Annotated in this window: 26 protein-coding genes and 1 riboswitch; of the genes, 4 read left to right on the top strand and 22 right to left on the bottom strand. The window is 37.0% G+C overall.

Going from position 1 to position 26,831, the window contains the following annotated elements:
- Nucleotides 1-232 precede the first annotated feature (232 nt).
- The 6 genes from U5921_RS07580 to U5921_RS07555 all read right to left on the bottom strand — a co-directional run bounded on the left by U5921_RS07580 (nucleotide 233) and on the right by U5921_RS07555 (nucleotide 5,840).
- The gene (locus tag U5921_RS07580; protein WP_324825865.1) at nucleotides 233-1,075 is read right to left on the bottom strand and encodes a chemotaxis protein CheW; all 843 of its coding nucleotides are present in this window, start codon (nucleotides 1,073-1,075) and stop codon (nucleotides 233-235) included.
- A gap of 24 nt (nucleotides 1,076-1,099) precedes the next feature.
- Nucleotides 1,100-2,986, bottom strand: coding sequence for a heavy metal translocating P-type ATPase (locus U5921_RS07575; RefSeq protein ID WP_324825864.1), 1,887 nt, complete (start codon nucleotides 2,984-2,986; stop codon nucleotides 1,100-1,102).
- A 54-nt stretch (nucleotides 2,987-3,040) separates the two neighbouring features.
- Entirely contained in the window at nucleotides 3,041-3,262 is a 222-nt protein-coding gene (locus U5921_RS07570) for a cation transporter (RefSeq protein WP_324825863.1), read from the bottom strand.
- Between the two features lie 16 nt (nucleotides 3,263-3,278).
- Nucleotides 3,279-3,680: a metalloregulator ArsR/SmtB family transcription factor gene (locus U5921_RS07565; RefSeq protein ID WP_324825862.1), complete on the bottom strand. Its 402-nt coding sequence runs from the start codon at nucleotides 3,678-3,680 to the stop codon at nucleotides 3,279-3,281.
- Nucleotides 3,681-3,832: 152 nt separating this feature from the next.
- Entirely contained in the window at nucleotides 3,833-4,432 is a 600-nt protein-coding gene (locus U5921_RS07560) for an S-layer homology domain-containing protein (protein WP_324825861.1), read from the bottom strand.
- A gap of 88 nt (nucleotides 4,433-4,520) precedes the next feature.
- Entirely contained in the window at nucleotides 4,521-5,840 is a 1,320-nt protein-coding gene (locus tag U5921_RS07555; protein ID WP_324825860.1) for a CCA tRNA nucleotidyltransferase, read from the bottom strand.
- A gap of 198 nt (nucleotides 5,841-6,038) precedes the next feature.
- On the opposite strand from U5921_RS07555, the gene U5921_RS07550 reads away from it, so the two are divergent.
- Complete coding sequence (locus U5921_RS07550; protein WP_324825859.1) at nucleotides 6,039-6,914, top strand: YitT family protein; 876 nt, start codon at nucleotides 6,039-6,041, stop codon at nucleotides 6,912-6,914.
- Nucleotides 6,915-7,040: 126 nt separating this feature from the next.
- On the opposite strand, the gene U5921_RS07545 is transcribed toward U5921_RS07550, so the two are convergent.
- From U5921_RS07545 to U5921_RS07530, 4 genes are all read right to left on the bottom strand, one after another.
- Nucleotides 7,041-8,447, bottom strand: coding sequence for a YfcC family protein (locus U5921_RS07545; protein ID WP_324825858.1), 1,407 nt, complete (start codon nucleotides 8,445-8,447; stop codon nucleotides 7,041-7,043).
- Nucleotides 8,448-8,466: 19 nt separating this feature from the next.
- Entirely contained in the window at nucleotides 8,467-9,645 is a 1,179-nt protein-coding gene (locus U5921_RS07540; protein WP_324825857.1) for a M20 family metallopeptidase, read from the bottom strand.
- 115 nt (nucleotides 9,646-9,760) lie between these two features.
- A complete protein-coding gene (locus U5921_RS07535) occupies nucleotides 9,761-10,054 on the bottom strand; it encodes a metalloregulator ArsR/SmtB family transcription factor (protein WP_324825856.1) in 294 nt (97 codons plus the stop codon).
- 27 nt (nucleotides 10,055-10,081) lie between these two features.
- Nucleotides 10,082-11,452 (bottom strand): C4-dicarboxylate ABC transporter permease, encoded by a 1,371-nt coding sequence (locus U5921_RS07530; protein ID WP_324825855.1) that lies wholly within the window; start codon nucleotides 11,450-11,452, stop codon nucleotides 10,082-10,084.
- Nucleotides 11,453-11,756: 304 nt separating this feature from the next.
- On the opposite strand from U5921_RS07530, the gene U5921_RS07525 reads away from it, so the two are divergent.
- Nucleotides 11,757-12,059 carry a DUF2089 family protein gene (locus tag U5921_RS07525; RefSeq protein WP_324825854.1) on the top strand — a complete coding sequence of 101 codons (303 nt, stop codon included), beginning with the start codon at nucleotides 11,757-11,759 and terminating at the stop codon, nucleotides 12,057-12,059.
- Nucleotide 12,060: 1 nt separating this feature from the next.
- Nucleotides 12,061-12,459, top strand: coding sequence for a hypothetical protein (locus tag U5921_RS07520; RefSeq protein ID WP_324825853.1), 399 nt, complete (start codon nucleotides 12,061-12,063; stop codon nucleotides 12,457-12,459).
- A gap of 70 nt (nucleotides 12,460-12,529) precedes the next feature.
- Here U5921_RS07520 and U5921_RS07515 read toward each other — a convergent pair whose 3' ends face one another.
- The 9 genes from U5921_RS07515 to U5921_RS07475 are packed head-to-tail and all read right to left on the bottom strand — an operon-like array spanning nucleotide 12,530 to nucleotide 22,438.
- On the bottom strand, nucleotides 12,530-13,606 hold the full coding sequence (locus U5921_RS07515) for a glycoside hydrolase family 5 protein (protein WP_324825852.1): 1,077 nt from the start codon (nucleotides 13,604-13,606) through the stop codon (nucleotides 12,530-12,532).
- A 20-nt stretch (nucleotides 13,607-13,626) separates the two neighbouring features.
- Nucleotides 13,627-15,939, bottom strand: coding sequence for a glycosyltransferase (locus U5921_RS07510; protein WP_324825851.1), 2,313 nt, complete (start codon nucleotides 15,937-15,939; stop codon nucleotides 13,627-13,629).
- A 40-nt stretch (nucleotides 15,940-15,979) separates the two neighbouring features.
- The gene (locus U5921_RS07505; protein WP_324825850.1) at nucleotides 15,980-17,191 is read right to left on the bottom strand and encodes an alginate O-acetyltransferase AlgX-related protein; all 1,212 of its coding nucleotides are present in this window, start codon (nucleotides 17,189-17,191) and stop codon (nucleotides 15,980-15,982) included.
- A gap of 27 nt (nucleotides 17,192-17,218) precedes the next feature.
- A complete protein-coding gene (locus U5921_RS07500; protein WP_324825849.1) occupies nucleotides 17,219-18,652 on the bottom strand; it encodes an MBOAT family protein in 1,434 nt (477 codons plus the stop codon).
- An 18-nt stretch (nucleotides 18,653-18,670) separates the two neighbouring features.
- On the bottom strand, nucleotides 18,671-18,826 hold the full coding sequence (locus U5921_RS07495) for a hypothetical protein (RefSeq protein ID WP_324825848.1): 156 nt from the start codon (nucleotides 18,824-18,826) through the stop codon (nucleotides 18,671-18,673).
- 13 nt (nucleotides 18,827-18,839) lie between these two features.
- On the bottom strand, nucleotides 18,840-20,453 hold the full coding sequence (locus tag U5921_RS07490) for a CotH kinase family protein (protein WP_324825847.1): 1,614 nt from the start codon (nucleotides 20,451-20,453) through the stop codon (nucleotides 18,840-18,842).
- 38 nt (nucleotides 20,454-20,491) lie between these two features.
- Complete coding sequence (locus U5921_RS07485) at nucleotides 20,492-21,187, bottom strand: DUF4956 domain-containing protein (RefSeq protein ID WP_324825846.1); 696 nt, start codon at nucleotides 21,185-21,187, stop codon at nucleotides 20,492-20,494.
- On the bottom strand, nucleotides 21,181-21,876 hold the full coding sequence (locus tag U5921_RS07480) for a polyphosphate polymerase domain-containing protein (RefSeq protein ID WP_324825845.1): 696 nt from the start codon (nucleotides 21,874-21,876) through the stop codon (nucleotides 21,181-21,183). Before U5921_RS07480 ends, U5921_RS07485 begins: the two co-directional genes overlap by 7 nt.
- A gap of 16 nt (nucleotides 21,877-21,892) precedes the next feature.
- Nucleotides 21,893-22,438, bottom strand: a complete 546-nt coding sequence (locus U5921_RS07475; protein ID WP_324825844.1) for a hypothetical protein — start codon at nucleotides 22,436-22,438, stop codon at nucleotides 21,893-21,895.
- A 303-nt stretch (nucleotides 22,439-22,741) separates the two neighbouring features.
- A riboswitch (THF riboswitch) is annotated at nucleotides 22,742-22,859 on the top strand.
- A 148-nt stretch (nucleotides 22,860-23,007) separates the two neighbouring features.
- On the opposite strand from U5921_RS07475, the gene U5921_RS07470 reads away from it, so the two are divergent.
- Nucleotides 23,008-23,925, top strand: coding sequence for an ECF transporter S component (locus tag U5921_RS07470; RefSeq protein ID WP_324825843.1), 918 nt, complete (start codon nucleotides 23,008-23,010; stop codon nucleotides 23,923-23,925).
- Nucleotides 23,926-23,982: 57 nt separating this feature from the next.
- Here U5921_RS07470 and U5921_RS07465 read toward each other — a convergent pair whose 3' ends face one another.
- From U5921_RS07465 to U5921_RS07455, 3 genes are read right to left on the bottom strand one after another with little or no spacing between them, the layout of a single operon-like run.
- Nucleotides 23,983-25,455 (bottom strand): energy-coupling factor ABC transporter ATP-binding protein, encoded by a 1,473-nt coding sequence (locus U5921_RS07465; protein WP_324825842.1) that lies wholly within the window; start codon nucleotides 25,453-25,455, stop codon nucleotides 23,983-23,985.
- A gap of 12 nt (nucleotides 25,456-25,467) precedes the next feature.
- On the bottom strand, nucleotides 25,468-26,193 hold the full coding sequence (locus U5921_RS07460) for an energy-coupling factor transporter transmembrane component T (RefSeq protein ID WP_324825841.1): 726 nt from the start codon (nucleotides 26,191-26,193) through the stop codon (nucleotides 25,468-25,470).
- The gene (locus U5921_RS07455) at nucleotides 26,193-26,780 is read right to left on the bottom strand and encodes an MptD family putative ECF transporter S component (RefSeq protein WP_324825840.1); all 588 of its coding nucleotides are present in this window, start codon (nucleotides 26,778-26,780) and stop codon (nucleotides 26,193-26,195) included. The genes U5921_RS07460 and U5921_RS07455 overlap by 1 nt, the downstream gene beginning before the upstream one ends.
- Between the last annotated feature and the right edge of the window lie 51 nt (nucleotides 26,781-26,831).

Below are 26,831 nucleotides of genomic sequence, written 5' to 3'. Positions count from 1 at the left end.
TTATTTTTTTACTGTATTAAATGTCTTTTACTATAATTCGACCTTATAAATTGAGGATTTCAAACGGCAAATTATGACCTATCTCTTTCATGCACTTGCACTTTTCCCCCATATAAAAAAACTTATATTAAAAAAGCTGCAGACAAAAATACATTTTATCTACAGCCTTATATCTTTTCCCTACAAGAAAAAAGATCGATCTTTCCATAATATTAAATTTTACATTCTATATTTATACCAATTCCAAAAGTTTTTTCTCATCAATCAATAAGACAATCTGCTCTTTTGATTTAGAGATTCCTGTCACGTAATTCATCTGATGGTAATCGTCAATTTTAATTGTATCTGGAACTGGTTCCAAAGTCTCTACACGAAGTACTTCATCTACAGCAAGTCCACATTTTTTTGTTCCGTCATCTAATACAAGCATCATCTCCCGTATACTATCTCTCATAACTCTTTTTGTGTCATCCAACAAATGAAGCATAATCGGTAAAATCTGATCCTTAAGCTGTTTTTGGATACGTTCCAAAGCTCTTTCCCGCTCCTGCGCATCTGTAATATTTAATACTTGCTGTGTTTCTACTGCCATGTTATGAAGCTCTTTATGTGGCTCATCAATTTTTTTTAACTGAAATTGTACCATCGGATTATTGCTTTTATAGTGGTCATACCATTTTCCGAATGCACATTGATGCGGATCAGAAGTCAGTGCAAATGGTATTTTTTCATTGATGGAGCGAATCAGCTCATCCACCCAATTTTGGTGATCCTTTTTACGTGCGTCCATCATATTTTCAAACATACAGATTTCTTCTGAAAGAATCTGCATATTTAATAAAATCCGCAAATCAAGGACAGGAATGCAAGAGTCTCGTAAATTTGCAAGTCCTCTCACATAATCCGGCGCATCCGGTATACCTGTCAACTCTTCCGGTAAAATAGAAATAGAAGTTACATCTGCGCTCAAAACCGCAAAATAGCTGTCTCCTGTTTTAAAAATAATCCATGGGATCTCGTTTACAGTAGTGGTATTTTCATTTGATTGTGCTTTATCTTGCATTTCCTGTTGCATATAGCTTCTCCTTTTTACTGCATATCAACCTTGATACTTTGAAACATTCAAGGCTCTCATCGCATTTAAAATAGCAAGCACCGATACTCCTACATCTGCAAATACAGCTTCCCACATTGTCGCCAATCCAAAGGCTCCCATCAACAATACAATTCCTTTTACTCCTAACGCTAAAACGATATTTTGCTTAACGATTTGAAGTGTTTTTCTCGAAATTTTAATTGCAGTTACAATCTTGGAAGGCCGATCGTCCATAATTACAATATCTGCTGCTTCAATCGCAGCATCTGACCCCAATCCTCCCATTGCAATACCGACATCCGCCTGTGCTAAAACCGGAGCATCATTGATACCATCTCCGACAAAAGCCAGATTTCCATATTGTTTTCTTTGTTTTAATAGTTCTTCTAGCTGGCTTACTTTTCCTGTTGGCAGAAGCTCCGTATAAACTTCATCTAATCCTAATTGCTTTCCAACCATCTGCCCAACATTTTTTGAATCTCCGGTCAGCATAATCGTACGCTTTATGCCAGAATTCTTTAACTTGATTATGGCATCCGCAGAATCTGCTTTGATTTCATCCGCAATGACAATACAACCAGCATAGCTCTCTTCTACCGCAACATATACAAGTGTTCCCACTACTGATTTTTTTTCATATTCCACAGAACACAGTTCCATGAGTTTTGCATTTCCAACGTATACTTTTTTCCCATTCACAATGGCTTTCACCCCATGACCGGGAATCTCTTCCACGTTTTCTAAAAGCTTCGGATCAATCTTTTTGCCATATGCTTCTTTTAAAGAAACAGAGATTGGATGATCCGAATAATTTTCTGCCGCAGCTGCAAAATGCAATACTTCATTTTCAGTAAATGCTGCTCCCTGTGATGGATAAATCTGTGCAACTTTAAAATTACCTTTTGTCAGAGTTCCGGTCTTATCAAAGACAATGATTCCTGTCTTCGCCAGCACCTCTAAATAATTGCTGCCCTTCACCAATACCCCGCATTTGGACGCACCTCCGATGCCGCCGAAGAATCCCAAAGGAATAGAGATGACCAATGCACAAGGGCAAGAGACAACAAGAAATATAAGCGCACGCTGAACCCAATCAGTAAATAATGCATCTTTTATCAATAAAGGCGGAACAATTGCTAATAATGCAGCACAAATAACGACAATAGGAGTATAGTACCGTGCAAACTTTGTAATGAAGTTTTCGGCTTTCGCTTTTTTACTGCTCGCATTTTCTACCAAATCCAAAATCTTAGATACAGTAGATTCACCGAATTCCTTTTCAACACGAATGGATAACACACCGTTTAAATTAATGCAGCCGCTTAATGCCTCACTGCCTACTTTTAAATCTCGCGGCATAGATTCTCCTGTCAATGCGGAAGTATCTACAGAAGAAACGCCGTCTTTTACAATACCATCTAACGGTATTCTTTCCCCAGGCTTTACAACTATGATATCTCCAACCGAAATTTCCTCCGGATCGACTTGCCTTAAAACTCCATCTACCTCTATATTAGCATAATCTGGGCGAATGTCCATTAAAGTTGAAATGGATTTTCTTGATGCATTGACAGCATAACCCTGAAAAAGTTCACCGATCTGATAAAACAACATTACGGCAACCCCTTCCGGGTATTCTCCAACCGCAAATGCGCCGACCGTCGCAACCACCATCAAAAAATTTTCATCGAAAATCTGTCCCCGTAATATATTTTTTACGGCTTCCAGAAGGATATCACCACCCACAATCAAATAAGGAATCAAAAAGAATGCAAACGCTCCCGCTTTTCCAAACGGATTCAAATCGATTGCCAAAAGTACCTCTCCTGCAGCAAATAAGATACCGCTTATCAATATTCTAATTAATACTCTTTTTTGTTTCTTTGACATATCCCACCTGTCTAAAGTCACTCTTTGACTTGTCGAATCCCTTTCTTTGCTTCTTTACTGTGTTACAATCATGCAATCCGGTTCTACCTTTTTGCAAACATTGATTGCTTCTTCCAATATGTTATCAAACATTTCATCCGGTGCTTCTAATGTCAGCTTCTGAGTCATAAAGCTGATCTGAGCATTCTGAACCCCTTTAATTTTTTTAATCGCATTTTCCATCTTCGCAGCACAGTTTGCGCAGTCTAATTCCTGCATTTTAAAAGTCTTTTTCATAATATCTTTTCCTTTCTTATTCTGAAATATGTTCAATTCCCTGATCAATAATCGTACGAACGTGATCGTCCGATAAAGAATAAATGACGGATTTTCCCTCTCTTCTGAATTTTACAAGTCTTGCCTGCTTCAATACTCGAAGCTGATGAGAAATAGCAGATTGCCCCATATTTAATAATTGTGCAATATCGCATACACACAAGTCAGCCTCAAATAACACATATAAAATTCGTATCCGTGTACTGTCACCGAAAACCTTATACAGCTCTGCTAAATCATAAAGAATTTCTTCATCAGGCATGGTTTCATTTACGGTTTCAATGATTTCATCATGAATATGAAGAGAATCACAGCATTCTATTTTTTTATTCTCTTCCAATTTTATACTCCTTTCTATTCTATTCCTAAATGTATTCATATGTTCATATCAACATATGAATACTTGTTCATATGTTATATTATATTCTTCATTTCCATTCTGTCAATCATTTGTTAAAAAAAATATCATCTTTCAAAAATTTGAAAGATGATATCTATAAGATTTATCTATTAATGATTCAAATATATTCATTATCTCTCTATTAACCCATTGCAAATCATAATTGCCGCATTCCCTCTCGTTGCTTCCATATTACCTTCTACTTCATTCGAAATTGATGCGAATAACCCCATTTCTTTTGCCTTTTCATAATACTTATCCGGCCACACCCCTTCTAAATCAGCAGCAGTATTTCCTTTAGCAGATACTAGCATAGTGACCAATTCATTATAGGTAATGTTCTTGTCCGGAGCAAAAACGCCATTACCATAACCACTAACAACCCTATTCTGAACAGCATAATTTACATAAGGTGAAGCCCAGCCGTATCCATTCATATCGGAAAAAGAGCTATTCTTCACTGACTGCAAAGGCTCCTTCGATGAATAAATGATTTTTACAATCATCACACACGCCTCGGCTCTCGTTATATACGCATCCGGTTTAAACACACCCTCTTGATAACCAGAAATTGCCCCTTCTTCCAATAAAGTCTGAACTGCCTGCTCATAAGCAGTTCCCTTAACATCTTTTAATACCTCATCCGTATTTTCCACTGCAAACGAAAAAGTCGTAAAAACAATCATTATTATCAATCCTATATATAAGAATAGTAATTTCCTTCTTATCATTTTTGCCCTCCAATTCTCGAACAACTACATAGCTCTCTCCACTACATTGAGCTATAAATTGCACATGATAATAGCGTGCATACGAACCCTATAACAGTTCTTCTTTTATAAGAAAATCCAAAAGCATCTCTTTTTCATTGACAACGCATCCCTTGATTACATTTTTTAATAAAAGATGTAAGGCGTATCCGATTTGCTCCCCACTTTGCATTCCATTTTCTATCAAATCATTTCCATCTATTCGCAAGTCTTTTAATTGATAGCACTGACCACGTTCTAAAATATCTCTTGTAACCGCGCAAAGTGCTTCCAATTTTCGATTCTTTTTTCCACCCAGTGGGTTTTGCCCTGCTAGATCTGCTTTTTTTAATAATAATAAATCCTCAAAATTCTCTTTTCCTAACTTACACAGCCATTCCTTTACAAGCTCGGTTTTAGCTTCTATGCGAAAATCATGATAACGAATTAAAAGCAGTATTTTGCTAATGCTTTCCCGATCCATTTTTAAACGCTTTAATATAATTTCCGCTATATTTTCACTTTCCTTTGCATGTCCGTAAAAATGTCCGATCCCATGCTTATCCACGGTATACCGCCACGGCTTTCCGATGTCATGAAGCAAAGCAGTCCACCTTAGATAAGGTTTCTCAGGTATTGAATCTACGACAGCTGCCGTGTGGCAAAGCACATCATACTTATGGTGGGGGTTTCTTTGTTGAAAGCCTTCCATGGGGAGAAGTTCAGGCAAAACCACTCCCAACACTTTAATCCATTTCACAAGCACTTGTCCCGCATGCTTGCCGCACAATAATTTTGAACATTCCTCACGTACACGCTCTTTTGACACTTTCTCCAAAAGCTCTTTTTTTTCATAAGCAGCAATTTCCGTTTTTTCTTCTGCATGGAAGCCCAACTCGGATGCAAAGCGCAAAAGACGTAAAAGGCGCAAAGCGTCCTCCTCAAAACGCAAGGCAGCATCACCAACACACCGTAAAATACCTTTTTCTAAGTCTTCTTTTCCATTATAAGGATCGACCAATCCCTCCGCTTCATTATATGCCATTGCATTAATGGTAAAGTCTCTGCGTGCCAAATCCTCTTGAAGCGATGCAGAAAAAGTGATTTGATCCGGTCTGCGATGATCGCTGTAAATGCCATCTGTACGATACGTTGTAATTTCAAATGGCTCATCCTCAAATATTACCGTGATGGTTCCATGTTTTATTCCAGTTCTCAAAGTGCGGTATCCAGAAAAAATTTCTTCAATACACTCCGGCAGTGCATTGGTTGTTATATCAAAGTCCTTTGGAATTTTATTTAATAATAAATCTCGAACACAGCCGCCGACTAAATAAGCTTCATAATCTGCCAGTGCCAATTTTTCTAAAACTCTCCTTGCTTTATCCAACTTCCTTCCCTCTCTCTTCTCTTTATACTTTTCTATGTAAGACTATATTACTTTTCCTAATTTTCACATATCTTATAAGTATAATATAAATTTTATTAAAATCACAAAACATATTGTAAAAATTTAAAATAAAATGTATACTATCTTCATGTAAAAAAACAATTCTTCTTCAGAAATACAATTTATGAGGTGAATAAAATGCGTTCCGAACTCCACACACCAAAAGATTACCTTCATTTTTTAATCATCAATCTTTTGGGTTCCTACTCTTACGCCATGGGCATTCAGATCTTTACTAAGCCATTTCAAATTGCACCGGGAGGCGTAACCGGAATTGCTACAATTCTCAATTACCTGTTTCATATTCCCATTGGAACGATGATTTTTATGATCAATGTTCCTCTTTTCATTTTATCATGGTTTTTTGTCTCAAAAGGTTTTACAATTCGAACCGCAGCTTCTCTTTCTATCTTTAGTTTTTGCATTGATGCACTGGTAGTCTGGATGCCTCCTTATCCTTCCACCTCCCCCATCGCTCCTCTGTTAGCATCTATTTTTGGCGGAATTTTAATGGGAGCTGGCAATGCCTTGATCTACATGAGTCATTCAACGACTGGAGGCACCGCTATTATCAGTGCCGTCGTTCAAAAGAGCTTCCCCCATTTTTCTATGGGAAAGCTTTTGACCGGAACGAATCTGATCGTCGTCATTGCATCTATTTTTGCTTACGGCAACATCGATGTTTCTATTTTTGCGGCAATCTGCATTTACATTTCCGGATTGGTCATGGATAACATGGTTTATGGACTTAATATAAACCGCCTTTTATTTATTATTTCCGATCACAGTCAAGAGATACAGGAGCGAATCTTACATGAACTGCATCGGGGCGTTACAGTCATAAAAGGAGAGGGCGGTTATGATCATAATCAAAAAAATATTATATTTTGTGTCGTCAGCAAACCACAGTTTTACAAAGTCCGAGATATCGCTCGTGAAGTAGATAAAAAAGCTTTTCTAGTAGGCTGTGAGGCTGGAGATGTCGTGGGAAAAGGTTTTAAGCATCTAGATTGAAGGTTTAAAAATGGCTTTGAACACAGGTTTGTTCAAAGCCATTTTTGTGGAAGTATATAAAATTGAATTTCGCTATAATTAGATATGATAAGTGTCTATCTGTATATTTATAAGCGTGATTTTCTCTTAAAACGGACCGTAGTGGATCAGTACGGATATCGCTACCAGCGAAATGCCTAGGATACACCAAATTAAAAACAATGGCCACATCCATTTTGCCCACTTATCCCATTTGATTCCACCAATTGCCAATGCTGCCATGAAATATCCGGAAGTTGGCGAAATGACATTAGAAAATCCATCTCCAAATTGGAATGCTAAAACGGAAGTCTGCCTTGTAATTCCTACAACATCTGCCATTGGTGCCATAATCGGCATGGAAACGGCGGCCTGCCCGCTTCCTGATGGAACAAATACATTAATAATACTTTGCACGAAGAACATGCCTATCGCACTTAAAGCAGGCGGCAACGTTTTAACCATATTTGCAAGATAGAAAATCAGTGTATCCATGATCTTGCCTTCACGCATGATTACCATAACAGTCGTTGCTAATCCAATAACTAATGCTCCGTATACCAGCTCTTTTGCACCTTCTACAAATGTCTCTGCGATACGGTTTACTGACAGCCCGCCTATCATACCTCCTACTATTCCAATAATCAGAAATACTGCCGTTAACTCTGTTACGTAAAAATCTAACTTAACAACACCGTAAGAAAGAATAATGAGCCCTAATGCGAAAGCTAAAAGTACGAGTTTCTGCCGTCCATTTAAGGTTACAATTTCTTCCATCTGTAGATTTATCTTTTTCTTATCCGCTTCATATACTAAGCTCAGCTCCGGATTTTTCTGAATTTTGCTGGCATAGCGATATACATAAAATACCGATACACTTAAAATAATACCGTAACAAATCAAGCGATACCACATGCCAGAGAATAACGGTAATCCTGCAATTCCCTGTGCAATTCCTACTGTAAACGGATTTAAAAAGGCACCTGCAAATCCAGCCCCGGCTCCTAACAGTACAATCGCAGTTCCCGTAATGGAGTCAAATCCTAATGCAATTGCCAAAGATATAATAATCGGATAAAACGGCAGCATTTCTTCTGCAGATCCTAAAATTGCGCCTGCTATGGAAAACACAAACATAAGAAGCGGAATGACTAATTTCTCTTTTCCTTTTGTCTTTTTCACCATACTTCCGATACCCGCATCAATCGCACCGGTTGCTTGAATGATTCCGAAGGAACCTCCTATAATTAAAACAAAGAAAATAATATATCCGACTTCATCCATTGCAATGTGTATGGATCGAAACATATCAAATGGGGAAACGGGTGTACTTTCTACTTGATGAAAGCTGTCTGCTACGACAAAAATACGCCCTGTCTGCTCGTCTTGTGCGCGGTCAAACTCTCCCGCAGGTACGATATAAGTTAGAATGGTAACCAGTATAATGATTGCAAAAATTAAGACATAGGTATGTGGTATATGCCACTTTCTTTTTTCTTTATTTTGAGATGTCATAAACAGAACCCCTTTCCTTTTATCCGCATATTTTTCCGATCAGGTTTAAATAAATTTCAGCAGCCTGATACACTTCCTTCAATTCACAAAATTCATCATTTGCGTGTGCTTGTGTAATATTTCCAGGACCTAAAATGACACATTTGGCATCTGTATGCACACCGAGAATTCCCGCATCGCTCCACGCCGGAAATGCTCCGACTTCTTTTCTGCAATTCAATACTTCTTCGGATGCATCGCAAACGCAATGAGCCCACTCGTCTTCTTTCGCAAGCGCATACGGTGCATTGATCATAGCTGCTGTCAATTCACGCATCGCACGAAATTGATACTTGCATTGATACGCTTGGGCAACCTCTTTTGCAATCTCCTCTATTTCTCCGTGAATCATTTCTAATGTCTCAGAAGGAAGCCAGCGCCGATCCATTGAAATAATGCATTCATCAGGAACAATATTCGGGTCTGTTCCACCAGCTATACTGCCCACATTGATCGTGCCTGTTCCCAGCATTGGAAATGTACGCCTCTCAATCTCATTTTGAAGTACACGCTCTACTTTACTGCAAAATTGTGCGCCTGCATAAACTGCATTAATGCCATCATGCGGTCGGCTTCCATGTGTAGCCCTTCCGATGAATTTTACTTCAATCCATTCCATTCCTTTGTGTGCAATACATGGCTGTAAAGATGTAGGTTCTGCAATCACAACATACTTGGCACGTTTTCCAGTCTTTATTAAATGCTCCGTGCCATTTGACCGTTCTTCCTCACCAGTGACACCTGCAAACATCACTGTCTTCTTTGCCTGAAAGCCTGAACGTTTTGCGGCAAGCAATGCTGCAATGTACGCCGCAATCCCACCTTTCATATCTGCCGTTCCTCTGCCATAAATGATTCCATCTTTTACAAACGGCTGAAACGGTTCATAGTCCATCTGAAATCCGGGTATTGTGTCAATATGCCCGTTAAACATAAGCTCCGCAACATCCCCTTCTTCCCCTAAAAAACCATAGACATTTGGCCTTTTCGGCTCTACGTAATCTAACTTAGTAGCAATTCCCTCTTCTTTTAGTTTCTGATGGATGTACTGTGCAACTTTCTCCTCTTTTTGTTCATTTTCACGATGACTTTCAATTGCAACCAAGTCCATTAAAATTTTTAAAATTTCTTCCTTTGATACATAAGAAAACAGTTTCATTTTTTCCCTCCTTTGACCATAAGTTGATCCATCCAATAAAACAAATTGTTTTTCCTCCTTTCTTTATATGATTATATGTTTACACACATCAACATGTATAGCAAAAAAATTAGAATTAGAATTTACCTGTATTTACAAATCCAAGTATCACTCTTGCCAATGAAGTAAACGCTGTCATGTTCACACTATAGTAAATTTCTTTTCCTTCTCGTCTTGAAAATACAACCCCTGCTCGCTTTAAGATCTGCATATGATGCGAGACAGTCGGACGAGAAATTTTCACTTTATCCGCAATCTCACTTACATTTAATTCTTGTTTTCCAAGTATATTTAAAATATCAATTCTAGCCTCTTCCCCTAATACCTTGAAAATTTCAGAATCAAAATAATCACTATTCATTCCTGACATCTTTTTATTCCCTCAACCACATTATTGTTAATATACATATATTGAAATTACCAGCATTACACACCCTATCATACACCAAATGGCAAACAATGGAAACATAAATTTTGCCCACTCCCGCCAATTGACGCCTGCGATTCCCAGTGCTGCCATAAAATAGCCCGACGTCGGGCTGATTACATTGGAAAACCCATCTCCAAACTGAAATGCTAAAATTGCGGACTGTCTGGGTATACTGGTCAAATCTGCAATGTTTTTCATAATTGGCATCGTTACGGCAGCCTGACCACTTCCTGAGGTAATAAATAAATTTATAATACTTTGAACTAAAAACATTGAAATTACATTAACTGACCTTGAAAACTTTTCTATAAACTGCACCAGATAATAAATAACCGTATCTAATATCCCCGCAGATTGCATGACAACAAAGATAGATTTTGCCATACCGATAATCAATGCACCGTATAATAGGCTGGCAGCACCTTTCATAAATTCTGACACAATCTTACCGGAGTCCAATCCTCCGATAATTCCCGAAAAAATACCCATAAAGAAAAAGCACGCAGCAATTTCTAAGATATAAAACCTCCACCATAAAACCCCACACATTAATAAAATTGTAAAAAAGCAAAGAACAAATACAACTCCAATTTGACGTTTCGTTAATTGAAAGACTGTGCTGAAATCATATTCTGCAAGATAAGAATCAGCCATTACTTCTTCATTTAAACTTGTTTTAAAACGATTTTTCTTTGCGTAATTCAGTACATATAAAATAGTGATGGTAAAGAATACTAGATAAACTAACAAACGATAGACCATCCCGGAAAACAGGGGTAAACCCGAAACCTGCTGTGCAATTCCAACCGTAAATGGATTCAAAAATCCGGCTACAAAACCGACTCCAGTCCCCAAAAGCACAATGGACACTCCCGTTATTTTATCATATCCCAATGAGAGTGCAAGCACCATGACAATCGGATACAGAGGCAATGCTTCCTCCGCTGTTCCAAGTAATGCTCCGGATAAGGAAAAACAAAGCATTAGCAGTAAGATGGCAAGACTCCCATGCGTCTTAAATTTAGATGAAACTGTACTGATAAAGCCATTGATGGTTCCAGTTGCATTTATAATTCCTAAGCTTCCTCCGGCAATTAAAACAAATATGATAATTTCACTCGCCTGCATCATCCCATCCGGAATCACTCTCATAAAATCGAGCAAGGACAAGTTTGTTTTTTCTGTAAATGTAAAACTATCCGGTATCACATACTCAATACCGTTTGTCACATCCACAGATCGCTGATAGGAGCCTGACGGTATCAAAAAAGATGCGAGTGCCATGAAAAATATTATTAATGTCAAAACCACATAGGTATCCAGGTGCCTCCGCTTCATACCAACCTCCTAAATGCGATTACATGTTTAAGTATATCAACATATTAGCACTATTATACTTTTACGTCAAGATCAAGCGCCTAGTAAATATTAACTTTTAAAAGACTAATCTGTTGACCCCCTTTCAAGTAGTACAAACAAACTAAAATAAAACAAATATCGACGTATGGGGTAATTAATAAGATAAATAGGAATGAGATTAATAGATAAACTTTTAATCTTATCAAATAAATTAAAGAACAAATTCATTATTGACTTTAATAATATTAAACTATATACTTAATATTATTGAGGAGATGATATTATGTCAATTGAAATTGTACCTGAATGGATGAGTAATCTTGATGATGAAGATCTTGTTTTCATAAAGAAATTTCTTCTTTCATCCGGATCTTTAAAAGAAATAGCCAGACAATATAATGTAACTTATCCTACTGTTCGCTTACGTCTGGATAAGCTGATTCAAAAAATACAAATCAATGAGGACTCTAATAATGAACCCTATATCGCATTAATCAAAAGACTAGCTGTTAGTGAAAAAATCGATTTCGATGCAGCAAAAATCTTGATGGCAGAGTACAAAAAAGGAAAACGGGAGGTAGAGTAATATGCAAAATACATTTATTATACTTATCTTATTCATAATCATAGTAGGGAGCATCATTGCTTTACAGATATTCTTATCGAGAAAGAAAAATAAATGGCTGGGATTAATCTTACCTCTTATTTGCCTAATTTTTTCGCTCATCGCTGCTATGGGTATACCAATTTTCTCAACGTTTACCGTAACGGAACAATCTATTTCACAAGGCGGAGAAATTATAAATAGTGCTGTAGAAAGCTCTACCGATCAAGCCAATCTTTCTTCAACGATTTTCATGGTAATTATCGTATTTTTGCTTTATAACATCCCAACGGTCATTCTTCTATCCATCTACTTTGCTTGCCGTGAAACACTAAAAAGAAAAAAAGAGCTAGAAAAAATGAATATACAAGATTTAGAATAATTAAAAGTTCTCCCATTATATCACAGGGCTTAAAGTGTCGACTCAAAAATCGGGGTAATTATAATCCGTTTTATTTGGTTAGAATTTCAACCAATTCCGGCCAAATCCAATTATTCTTACTACGATCCAGCAACGCATAGTCACCGCCATCATCCCACCAAACATAAGGAATTCCATGTTTCTTTGCTTCTTTCACAAAAAAATCGGTCCATTCTTTTCTTGCTTTTAAATTGTCTTTATTCTTACATCCAAATTCCGTGAAAGATACCGGAACTCCTCTTTGCAGAAAATACCGATCAATGTTCTCTAAGACCGTTAGGATTTTTTGTCGGCTTTCTGCATCTTCTTTATTCCATTCTTTCGTCCCCTCCTCATTTTGGCAAAAGTCATAAGGAATATAGGTATGTACGGAAACGATTATATGCGAACCCGGAATTTCTAAATCCTGCAATGCTTTTTCCTCATGATTGCTTGCATAGGGAGAAATCATGAGATATCTTTTCTTATTCTTTCCCCTGCTTCCACGAACTGTATCTACAAAAATACGGTTCAAATGGTTTACCATATCTCTAAGCTCGGCAGTCCCTTCATCCCATTCATGGATACTATCTCTTAACCTTGGTTCATTCATGGATTCAAAAATTAAGTGTTCCTCATAAGAAGCAAATCGTTCTGCGACCTGCATCCATACTGTTTGAAACAATCGAGAAATTTCCTCTTCTTTTCCCGCTTTTAAATCCAGCCACATTTCATGGTGGAGATTAATAATAACATACAAGCCTTCATCCAAGGCATATTGTACAACCGTTTCCACGCGATTCATCCACTCTTCTGCAATCATTCCCTCTGCATCTAGGTGATCCTCCCAGGTTATGGGAATACGAACCGTTTGAAATCCCGCAGCAGCAATGGTTCGTAACATTTGCCTCGTAATCGGTTCATCATTCCAAAACGTCTCATAGTCTAACTCAGAAGCGTTTGGATTATAGTTTCTTAAACCGGTTGCATCCAGAGAATTTCCTATATTAATCCCTGCTCCTAATTTTTTTGCAAATCTCAAATCCTCGCCCCATTTCCAGTAATACCAAATACCCCCTGCAATACAAAATATAAGGATCAGCAGAATTATTATTTTTGATTTTTTCATTTACGTCTCCTTTTCTTAAATCATACTAAATCCATTTCATTAAATTCATCTGCTGTTTTTTTCTGTTCTTGATCCATTGAAAGATAGAAGGTATCTGCCGCATTTTTTGCAGACCTCAGCCAATCTAAAAGCAAAACTCGATTATCTCCATCTCCCCAAATTTCCTGTATATTCTCAATACTGTATAGCTTATATATATTTCGTACCGTACTCACAAATTTACATTTTAATTGCAGGCTCTCAGAAATTTCTAATGTGATAGAATTTGGAATGCTCTCTTCTCTTAAAGTCAGATACGCATAATTAAAATCATATATTTGAACCAGTCGGTTCTCTAATTCTAAGCATACAGCGGGAGCATATACCTCGACTCTGGGATACTGACGTTTCTGATAAGATAGAGGAAGTATTCTTGTTTTAGAATTTAGTTTTAAATCCTCAAAGCTTCCGCTATCTTTTTTGATTTCTTTCGGTAAAGTTGGAATTCGATCATATAAAATTCCTAATAAATCATCATAATATCCGCAGTGATCTATGATTTTCATCGAATAGCTCCAATGCTCCGAATCTACACTTGATACATACACGACTTTCGTTTTTAACTTTGCACAGTAGTCCTCCGTTTTTATTTCAACGCTTAACAAAGTTTCTTCTTGAAAATAATATGGTTCTTTTAAAATAATAGCCACACCGTTTTCTGAAATATCTTTTGTTACTCCCTCTACTGTTTCTAACTCGTCACTTATCGTACACGGAAGTTTTACGCTCACTCGCTCTGCTTTTCGATAAGGAACTCTTCCAAATACAAAGAATAGCGCCATAATCAAGAAAAACAGATTGTTCAACAACCAAAATAAGACAACAATCGGTCCAAAGGAACCGCTGTCAAACATGATTGTAATACAACGAAAAATACCAAATATTGATAAAGTAATTAAAATAGAAAAAGGGATCCCATAGATAAGATTTTCATTTGTTCTGCTCTTGTAGCGTTCTTTTTTTGTCACCTTAAACTTTTTCAATGTAATCCCAAAGGATTCTGCAAGTACAGGTAGAAGTAAAAAAGGAAACATCACGGTCTCATAAATCCCAGTCCATTTTGTATTACGTATATTGTTACTGAACATGCGCAGATTAATGTTGCTGGATAGGTACATCGGTAACCAGAACATGAGAATCTGGGGTAAAGTGCATTTAAATACCATAAATCCAAAAACGGCATATAGTATCGGTGACATAATATAAATCAGTCTTTTTACAGGTGCATACCAATACCAAATCGACGCCCAATAATTCATCTTTTGAGAAAAGGACAAATCTGGGGTTGTAAAAATATGCATCTTTCTTCCCGTCGCAATAACACCACGCGCCCACCTCACTCTTTGCTGCACCAATCCTTGTAAATCATTTGCGGATAGGCCCGATGCCATCGGTTCACCAATTCCGAGGCTGACATACTGTTTTCTCTGTATTAAAATACCAGTAGCAAAATCTTCTGTAATTGCTTCCGTATAAAATCCGCCAACCGCTTCTAACGCCTCTCTGCGGATTAAAGTATTGGATCCTCCGTAAATGACACTGTTCGTCTTCGTACGGGCCACCTGAATGTCTCTGTAAAAATAATCCTGTTCATTTGGAATTCGTCCCTCAGAAAAAAGATTAAACTGAAATAAGTCCGGATTATAGAAACTCTGCGGTGTTTGAATAAATCCCAATTTTATTTTTTCCTCTTCCGGCCGTCCCTCATTCTTTCGATCGCAGTCAACCATATAAGGCACTGTTTTTAACAAGAAGTCACTCTTCAATATCATGTCAGCATCAATGGTTACAATATAAGGTGATTTCGAATGCTTCAAAGCATTGTTGAGGTTCCCTGCCTTTGCACCTTGATTATCCGGACGATCCAAATAGTTGACTCCCATTTTTTCTGCAAGCTTTCGCATCTCAGGTCTTCGGTTATCATCACACAAGTAAATGTGTACTTTACTTCTATCGGGATATTTCAAGTAATTGCATGCATTCAATGTTTTATAAAGAAGTTCTGTTCCCTCGCTGTACGTAGGTACGAAAATATCGATATGAGGAAAGCTCTCATACGGTACGGTAGGAAGCGGATAAACTTCATCGGAGCACATATTTACATAATGGATAAAAGCTTCTACCATACCTAATACTTCTACAGTTAAAAGAGCAAATCCTGCCGCGACAGACACGGCCCCATAACCAAACGGAATCGTAAAAAAAACTCTCCAGAAAAGGTACATAATATTAAAAAATATAGTCGCAACGAACCAAATATTCCTTTTCCAATGATTTAAAAATCTATTAAACATTGTTGTCTCCCGGCTTTTTATTGCATTTGAGGTCATCTTTTCACCTCTCTTTAAAAAAGTTAAACGCCTGCTCGCTGATATTGTATGGGTAAATTTCCATTATAATATAATCAAAAGAATTTTCTTTTACATACGTTTCAATGTCAAGCTCTCCCATGTCTTCCAAAGACCATATCGCATCAATGGACTTGCACATCGGTATCAAAAAAGACATGACCGGAGAAAAATAAGAGTCTCTTATCATAAATATCTTGCTTCCTTCTTTGCGATCTAAATTTTCCAAATAATCGTACGGACTCAGTCCATTTAAATAGACCGAATACTGCGAATCAGAGTAAATATCTTTATTATCCTTTAAGATATCAACATCCATCACAGTTTCTGAAAAGTCACCCCTGAGCTTTACGGTGTAACCCTTCTCTCGAAGTGATTCGCGGTAATAACGCCCTTTAAAATTAGGCCATAAGGCTTCAAAGTCTTCTAGTCCGCAAAAATTTGCACCGGTTCTTCTTCCCATTGAGCCCAGCATACCATTTCGATAGATCACACTTGTATAATTGTTAATATCCGTATAAAATCCGGTCGGATCCAAGTCTTCACCAAATCGTTCTTTTAATGTTTCCACAAGTGTTTTTGTTGCATAAAAAGCTGCCGGAATGGTCCAGTGATGGTCTGTATGGAAAAAAGTTGCCTCGTAAGAAAGGTCTTTGTTTGGAAGAACCTCCCTTAGATCTAACGTTTCTACCCCCAGACGATTCATATAAAGCAAGGTCTCATCTACAACTCCATTCGGATCATTAATCGGCATGCCAGTTCTCAACTTTGTACTTCCTTCAATATATTTGCCGGGTGCCACCACAAAGAGAACTTTTGTTCCATTCTTAGAAACATAATCTTGTAATCGCTTCATTCGAAATGCATATTCAAAAAAATCATCCTCTTCTTCTCGAAAGAAGGAAGCATAATGAAGAAACCCTTCTTCATCTTTAATATAGCTGAAATTATTGAACTCTCTTTTATCAAGTAAAGTTTGAACGTATGCATATCCTTCAATAAAATTCATGCGTTTATAAAGACTTTCTGTCATTGCGATATCAAGAGCATCCGGTACATTTAAGACAGCCTCATAATCAGACCACTTCACCGGTTCAAGTATATCTCTTAGCTCCTCCATACTATTGACAAAATTTAATAGCGAAAAAGTTAGTATCACAACTAAAAATACCACTGCGAAAATCCGTTTTTTTATCATGTATAATCTCATAACAGCACCTTTTCATCAAAAGTTAAAATATATAAAAGGATTATAAGTTCCGCTGGCAAGATAACATACGCTGACAATTAAAATGCTAAGCAGCACAAGCGGATAAAAAAAGGTAAATATAATGTGAACTTTTCTACTGTTCTCATCTTGATACAATATTTGGTTCATGTTTCTTGCAATCGGCATACAAAAAATGACCGCCATCAATAGAAATACCCAATTTTCATGAATAAGCATCACTGCAAGCTCACTGTAAAATCCATTATGATTTAATCCCAGCATATTCATAAAGAAACGCCCTGCTTGATATAAATCATCTGCTCGAAACACCACCCAGCCTACACTTACTACCATTAAAGTATAGAAATGCTTTAAAAAATTATTTTTTATTTTGCTTGGATATTCAAAAAAACGCTCCGCCAGCTGAAAAATAAAATAATATAAACCCCAGAAGATAAACGTCCAATTTGCACCATGCCAAATTCCAGTCAAAAGCCATACAATAAAAATGTTGCGAACCATTTTATCTTGATTTCTTACTTTATTTCCCCCCAATGGAAAGTAAACGTATTCTCGAAACCACGAGGTCAACGAAATGTGCCACCGCCTCCAAAAATCAGAAACAGAAACAGCAATATACGGATAATTAAAATTTTCTTTAAACTTAAAACCAAAGCATAAACCTAATCCAATCGCCATATCAGAGTAGGCAGAAAAATCAAAATAAATCTGTAAAGTATAAGCAATGCTGCCAAGCCAAGCTAACATGACAGGAACTGTCATCTTATCCGTTCCAATTGCTGACCATTGAAATACGTTATCTGCAATGCTTGCAACGCAATTCGATAAGAGCACTTTTTTTCCAAGTCCTGTAGTAAATCGGCAAATACCTAAAGAAATTTTATCGATGGATGATTTACGGTTTCTTATCTGTTCTGCAATTGAATTATACTGAATAATCGGACCGGCAATCAGTTGCGGGAAAAAAGAAATATATAGTCCTACATAAAAAGGGTTCTCTGAGCGGGTTGTGCCTCGGTATACATCAACGACGTAAGACAATGCTTGAAAAGTAAAAAAAGAAATGCCAATCGGCAACGGAAGGTCAAATGAGAAGCCTTTGAAGGATGCAGGCATTATCATATCAAGTATAAATTGAAGATATTTAAAAACAAAAAGTACAGATAAATTTCCCGTCACCGCAACTACAAGTAATAAGTGTTTCAGCCAGGCTTTTGTCCGCCGTTCTACAAGATATCCCATAAGCGAATTAAATAAGATCGACGCGAGCATCAAAAAGACATAAACCGGCTCACCCCAAGCATAAAATACCAGGCTGCTGATTAATAGCCAAATATTTTGTAATCTTCTTGAAAAAGAAAAAACATAATATAGGACAAAGACAACAGGAAAAAAGTAAAATAAAAATACAATACTTGAAAAAAGCACTTTGATTCTCCATTTCTTTTATTTTTTTCGAGAATACTTTATATAAATCATAACGGCTGTGATTGCAATAATAATGAGTGCAATTCGAATTCCCCAAATAGCATGTATATGATACAGCGATTCCAAAAAATAATGCCGTTCCGCGACTTCCTCAGGCCTTACAATCGTTTCCAATCTTTTGCCTCCTTTATTTTTTCCTATTAATCAGAATAGCCGGTACAAAAAACAGCAGCAGAACCACTACTAAAATCAGTTCTTTCTCATCCTTGATCGAGCTGTCTGTCTCCGTCAACCTGTAAAGCTTGCTTAATTCCACCTGCATAATTTTTCCGTGCTTTCTGAGATATGTTTTTATATTATAAATTTCTTGATTATAGGAGTCATTAAAGCGATTAATAATCACATTGTCTTTTATAAAATCCTGAAGATAATAATTATGCGGATTGAGAAAAGAATCATCTTCATAATCAGCAGCCCACCGATACCATTCTCGCCGTCTTGCTGAAGATAAATAAGAAGTCGTCTCATCGATAACACTGATTACGTGAGCTTCACTAAAACTACTCTTACGTAGTTTTGCATATCTTTTTTTCAGCAAATTGATAAATCTTTTATCTTTGCACAAGTGGTCAAATAGTGGTTTTTCATAAAATGCTAATGTCTCAGGATCCATTTCCGTTTGATAATAGTTATTCATCGCTTGGTCAAAATCCCATACTGGACCAATTTGGAGACGTTCCCCCGAATTTTTATACATATAGGTAGAATGTTCTCCCGCATCGTAATTTCCAAAAAATTCATTTACTAGAAAATAATCTACGAATGAATCTATGTCAATGTATCTGCTGTAAGTTTTAAAGATTGGCTTCTTATCTGAATAAATAATTTTTTCTATTTTAGAAAAATCATTTTCAATGAATTTTTTTGTCTCATCTGTTATTTTTTCATCCGATGGATATTTTAAACCAATCCACTGCGGGGATATTTGGTTCACACGACCATATGTCTCAAGCATGATATCAAAATTAGTAAAGCGGTCTCTCCGAATGATATAACTGCTATATACATTTTTAGGTTTGTACGAATCAATATTGACTCGATCCGGACTGCGGGAAACGGACTCCTGCAAAAGATAAAGCCCCTGATAACGGTAGGTTCCATCTTCTTTAAAAATAACCTCACAATATTGGCTATCCGGACTGGATTCCATGATCTCCGAAGCAATCCGATAGCCCAAATAATTCCGCAGCATGCTCTTATCTGCCATACTTCCATTTAAAATCCAGCTGTTTTCACTTCCCATACCTAGTATATCCAATGAGTTTTCCGTGCCATCAGTATGAATCAGGTTAATCCTATATTGTGATTTATCAAATGAAAAGGAGGTATGTCCGCGCTTTTTAATCTCAATTTTACTCTGGTTCTGTGGTGTATCACTCAAATGCGTATAGCCTGTCTCTGCCTTGAGTATTTGAATCGATCCGGTTGTCCATTCTTCCACCGATTCATCTACAATCTCCTCTTCATTCCTAAAAGATTTATAATTTGTAATTTCTCCGTCCAGATTTAAAATAACTATGGGCAAATTAGAATAGAAACCGTCTTCTACTGTAAAATCTTCTGAAATATATTGCAAGGGGTCACTTTCATCTTCGTTCGCCGGAAGTGTAAAATAAGTATGTGTACTAACTGCATCTGATGCTAAGTTCAGCAGATTCTGTCCCGTGCGCAGAAAGAACAGCAGCAACAGACATAAAATATTGATTCCCAATATAATATAGAGTCGTTTTTTTCGAGTCATTTGCTTTTCTCCTACTGCCCTTATAAGCGATATAAAAATTATTGGCTGATCTCATCATCTTGGCGCACCAGGCTGATCGATTTCACACCTGCAATATTGGATAGATTCTTGATGACAGAACCATATTTTTTTTCAGCATCACTCAATAATTTATCAGAGAGTTCATAGATGCTCTCACTTGACTGCTCCTGTACAAGCGTATTTTGTACTCGTAAAACAGCCCTTCCTCCAAACAATAGATTTATTTTCTTTTCCACCTCATCCATTGCTTGGTTATCTAATTTAATAATAGCCATGATTCTTTCATTGTTATGAATATGCCCAAACACCACTAGGAACATAAAGATAATAACAGAACCAATTCCAGCTACTAAATAATCTGACACACCACAGCAGATCCCGACTGCAACTCCCCAAAAAAGATATGCCGTATCTCTTGTATCTTTTATCGCTGTACGAAACCGAACAATCGAAAGTGCACCCACCATCCCTAAAGATAATGCAATATTATTTCCAATTACATTCATCACCAGTGTCGTAACTAACGTGATCATAATAATGGATACATTAAACCTTCCGCTGTATACCGGCCCGGAATGTGACATCTTATAAGAAATATAAATCAAAACACAGATGACACAAGCAGCCAAAAAGTTGATGATTACATCTGGTATTGTCAGGTTACCCGAGTTTGCAATTAAATTATTGTATAAGAATTCTTTCAAAATTACCACCTCCCTTTCTTCATAACCATACGTGCCCTGCAATATTTACTATTTGAAATCTGCGTACGCCCGATATGCCCGAGTATAATTTTAATATAAGTAAATAAAAAGTTATTATACTTTACTTCTAATGTGATCTCTCCTGGTTTATTTACAGGATAGGTGATCAAATTGGGTTGAAAAAGTGCAAAGCTGGCCTCCGTCGCTCTTAAATTAGCATCAATCGTCACTCTTATATCATTTTGCTCTACATAATATGCTTGCCGATTATACTCAACAACACATTTGGGCTTGTAATTTCTGCTTAGCATAAATGCATATAGCCATTTTGCAAAAGGTTCTGCTCGATTACCTAGGAATGAATAATCACTGCGTGACATCTGCTCCGCTTCAGTTCTTGATACGGTAAGGGAACGTTTTCTTTGATGAATCCCACTTTTTTCTTTTAGCTCCAGTTTTGCAAAATCAGCGTTTACGTTATAAATTCTCAATCTAATTTTCTGTCGGTTGTCATAACCCTGCACCTTATCTTCAAAATCCGAATCATATAAAGTATCAAAATACAAAGAACGCACTAAGTACCCATCTTCTTTATTATTGGGGTCCGGTTTCATCAGCTGTCCTAGTTTTGCTTTCAAATTTGCAGCTTCCGTTAAGGAAATCAGATATTTTAGTTCTCTTCTATGAACTTCCAACATAAATCATCAATCCTCCTTACCGCTCGTCTGGGTATTTCATCTGTCTCAGCTGGTCATAAGTCTTAAAATGGATTTGCGTGTTTTTACGTTTTCTTTGATGTACAATTCCTATGCCGCAAAATGTGGCAAATAGGAGGCATGCAGTTAAGACATCTTTAAAAATATGATAATAGACAACACTCCCGATCACAGTTGCTCCGATCACGGTAGAAAAAAGATATAAGTTTTTTCTCAAAAATATTATAAGCCCTAATTTTTCAAACAATCGTATCAGGATTTTAAATGCAAAGAAGCTTATACATATTCCTAAAAAGACAACACTCACAAAAAAAAACATTTTTAAAATCATATTATCAGGCAGTTTGTTAAATACTCCAATAGCAAGATACCCAAACCCACTAGCGGCAAGCATTAGACATAAGGTTTGGAAATATTTATACCCCCACAAGCAAATGAATACCCCGACTGTCATAGATGCAAGCAAGATCAATAAAGAAACTGCATCATAGGTAAATAAAATTTTTCCTTCCCATTGCGGTAGCTTAAAAATAAAAGCATCCATCCATTTACTTTACCTTTCTTATTAATTTTTTGTATTATAGCCTATCGTATATTTTATTTTTTCATTATACCATGTAATCAGCGTAAATGAAAAGAACTGTATATTATAACAAAAAAACTATAAAAATGAAAAAATAGCTGTACTAGGTAGTCATTCTCTTTTTTTATATTATTCTAAAAAAGTTCATTAATTATCATGAAATCTTTTTTCTGATTCATTGAAATTAGAAATGTATACAGGGAAGCCGTTTAATTTGACAATATAAAAAAAGGATGCTACCATAAAGAAAATATTATAATCATGAGCAGAGTAGGATTTTGTGCGTAAATCAAAAGATTTTCAGTGCCTTCTGAACGGGGAGTTGTCAGAAGGACGAAAAGCCGATTATAGGCTTACGGTACAAAGTTCGCATCCCGCTGCTGCATAAGAAGAAGCAGTGTCATTATTTATTTTGCCTCCTGTTATGCAGCCTCGCTGCATAACAGGAGGTGTTTTTATGTTCACAACTTAATACATCAATTTAAAATCACGCTTTTTATCATGTTTCCATTAAGAAGGGAGAATTTAAATTGAAGAAATCATCTTTATATATACACCGCATCACAATATCTGCAGTTTTTCTGAGTCTTTCACTTATTTTAAAAACAACATCTTCTTTTTACATACCTATATTTGGACAAAACGGAATAAGTATTGGGATCTCAGGGATATTTTCTATTATGCCCTCTATCCTATTCGGTCCTGTATATGGCGCTGTTGTCTCTGGACTTTCTGATTTTTTAGGCTATCTTTTAAAACCAAACGGGACCTATATTCCCCTTATGACTCTGGTCGTGGCTGCAGGTGGGTTTATCAGAGGTGCATTATGGATGGTACTAAGAGATAAAGACAGCAAAAAGATGAGAATTGCAGTTGCCGCATGCTCGATTCTCTTACTTATTATCGCTCTTTGCAACATTACATTTTTATCTGCTGACGGTATCGGGCATGATTTTTACAATCATGTACAAAAGGAGCAGATTGACACAGATAAAATGCACCTGATCAGCAAGCTTCTCATTACAAGAACAATGAACACAAAAGACCCCTCAGCCAATTTGGATACTTATATCAATTTTGTAACAGTTGGACTAATCAGCAGTGCTGCTTTAGGTATTCTTTTGTTAATCTCTGATTTTTTTATAACGAAAAAACTTCTTGGCGATAATAAAAAAGGGCAGATTCCACAACTACTGATTGCTATGATTGGCAGCGGTTTGCTTGTGACTACTCTTAACACAATCGTATTACGCGAAACCATCTTTACTGCATGGAAGGCATTCCCATTCGCGGCTGTATGGATCCCTCGTATCATTGAAGAAATTCTAAGCAATATGGTTAAGGTTTACTTTGTAGTTATGCTGCTTGCTATTATTCAAAAGCATCATAGCTTAAATGAATTCCTTCCTCAATCTTCAAAAGTCCAAAAAAATAGAATCTCAAAATAATTACAATGGATAAAAAAAGAGGGGGTCAAGTCCCCCTTTTTCATAGTATTTCAGCAATTAAATTGCAGGTGCAAAAAATTTCGAAATATATATCTCGTTCTGTTCGTTCCAGCCCCCGCTCCAAGCGATCTGCCCATTATCAATAAACATGAAGTAATTACAACATTGAGCAAGCAATTCCGGATCATGGGTAATAATAAGCAAGGTTTTTCCCAATGCACTCAGCTGTTCTAGATTATGCGCGACTTCCAGCATATTTTTATAATCAAGGCCGCTTGTGGGTTCATCAAACACTATAATCTCTTTATTAGAAACAATCGCACTGCCAATTGCAACGCGCTGTTTTTGCCCGCCTGAAAGTGACATAGGGTGCAGCTTTGTATATTGGGACAGATTCAAGCTTTCCAACAGTTTCTCTGCAATCTTCTTTTCCTCTAATTCATTCTCGCCTGGCATGCTCAGTAAAATTTCATCCAATACACTCTCTGTAAAAAGCTGATGATTTACATCCTGCATAACCATATAGCCGGCTCGAATACGTTGTTTGGATGAATAAATTTTCCCTTCCATCTCCAAAATACCCCGTGCCGACTTCTCAAGACCGCATAAGCATTTAGCAAACGTACTTTTACCGGCTCCATTATTGCCCAGCACACCAACAATTGCGCCCCTTGGAATTTCAAGAAGAGGAATGTTTGTAGCCAGTGTCTTCCCGTAGTAAAAAGAGAAATTCTTCAAGGTAAGCCTGTCTTTTCCAAAGCTTGCTTTTTCAACTTTTGTGAAATCAACGGGATGCAAAGAACGCAATCCCATAGAGCGTAGTTTATCCAGCGGAAGTGCCTTAAATTCTGCTGTAGTCATATCCCTCTCAATCTTTCCACCCTTCATATAAATGATGCGATCCGCTAGCTCCATTAAATAGTACAGTCTGTGTTCTGCAATAATTATAGTCCTGCCCTGTTTCTTCCATTGCGCAATCATATATTTTAAATCCCCAATTGTTGAAACATCTAGATTGGAGGATGGTTCATCCAATACTAGAATTTCCGGAAGCATAGCTGATACGGATGCGCAGGCTATCTTTTGCTTTTCACCGCCCGATAAAGCAAACAAACTCCTTCCTAAGAGATCCCATATATTTAATTCTGTTGCAACTTTTCCAATGCGCTGATAAATTTCTTTTTTGGAAATGCCTGTATTTTCACACCCAAAAGCAATTTCTCCCGTCGTATCTACATTAAAAAACTGTGAGCTTGGGTTTTGAAAGACTGACCCAACCCATCTAGAAAGCTGATAAATTGGTGTCTTGGAAATACTTCTTCGGTCTAGTAGAACTTCTCCCTGCAATGTTCCCTCATAATATTCCGGTACAAGACCATTGATTAAACGCGTAACTGTTGTTTTCCCACAGCCGGATTGACCGCACAATACAACAACTTGTCCAGAGGGAATCGAAAAATTCAAATGGTGTACGCCATCCTCACGCTCTGTACTGTGATAAATAAAAGAAACATCTTTGAATTGTATCATACTCTTCCTCCTTCACAATAAAGACCAAGCGACCAAGCCAATGGAAACAGCACCTATTAATGCATCATATCCAGTAAATCCAATTACTGCTATATTGCTTCTTTTTTCCGGATTGCCTAATCCACGTGTTAGAGCCGCCGCAGACAATTCATCACCAATCTTCACAATAGACATCATCAGAGGTATCACTCGATATTCCAAAAAAGCAGCAGGATTTCGCCAAAATTTTTTCGTTCCAAATTGAATTTCCCTCATATGCATCGCGTTGGTAATGGCCGATGATTCTTCCTTAAGCGTCGGGACAAATCGGAATACTACTGCAATGGGAATGACAAAGCTTTGCGGTATATGCCAAATTTCCATCGCAGCTACAAATTCACTGACTTTGGTTGATTCAATAATGTAATATCCTAACATAAAAGTTGGAAACAAGCGCAATACCAACGCAATAAGTAACACGAAAACAGCATTGATAATCTGTGGCAACGCCACTGTATTTTTTAAATAAAGTGAAAAAATACCGAGGACAAATAACCCCCCATAAATAAATGCTGTTTTCTTCTGTTCGTTGATGATTAAAAAAAGAAATGGAATGGCTGCAAGCGCCGATACAATCGCTATATTTTCATGCACAAAAAACAGTAGTGTTGTTACAAATGCCATAAATATAATTTTCGTTCGAGGATCAAGCCAAAATCCTTTTCTTTTTTCAGGTTGATAAATGAGATAGCTTCCCATTAAGCAATACCCGCCCTTTCAAAGTGTTTTTTGAGCATTTTTCTTCCAAGCAGCGCTCCCAACAGAGAGCCGACAAAAATAATGGCAATTGAAGCAAATCCCATCCACTGCGGCATATAATACGCCAGCTGTTGTGCATACTGATCTCCCATATAAGCTCGCACATCCGCCATATAGCGATCCGCCATAAACCACATCGGTGCCTGAAGACCAATCATTCCGCAGCTGAAGATCCAGTATCCTATGACGGATTTTTTAAAGCTTTTAAAATCTCCTGACTTTAATACAAAATCAGCAATTAATCCACACACGAGGTAACTTAAAATTGGTATCCAAGTATACCCCGTAAGAAACCAAAACACTCCCAAAATTACAGACATAATGCTGAGCATTCCAAATTTTTGGGTTTTCGTTAAAAACAACATGAACGGAATGCCACAAACGATCGGCCATATCACATATAATAATGGATAAAATACCGGTATCGCATTGAGCATGCCTACTACAAAAAATATAACTAAATAAATTGCTGTGTAAATGCCTACATTTATTAGGTCTTTTACCTTAAGCCTTCCTGTGTTCTCCATTTTAGAAACCCTCCTTGTACCTAATTCGTATTTTTTATTTAAAGCACAACT

It is taken from the genome of Sinanaerobacter sp. ZZT-01 (assembly GCF_035621135.1).
Lineage (GTDB): Bacteria > Bacillota > Clostridia > Peptostreptococcales > Anaerovoracaceae > IOR16.
This window is presented reverse-complemented; position numbering and strand designations above follow the sequence as displayed.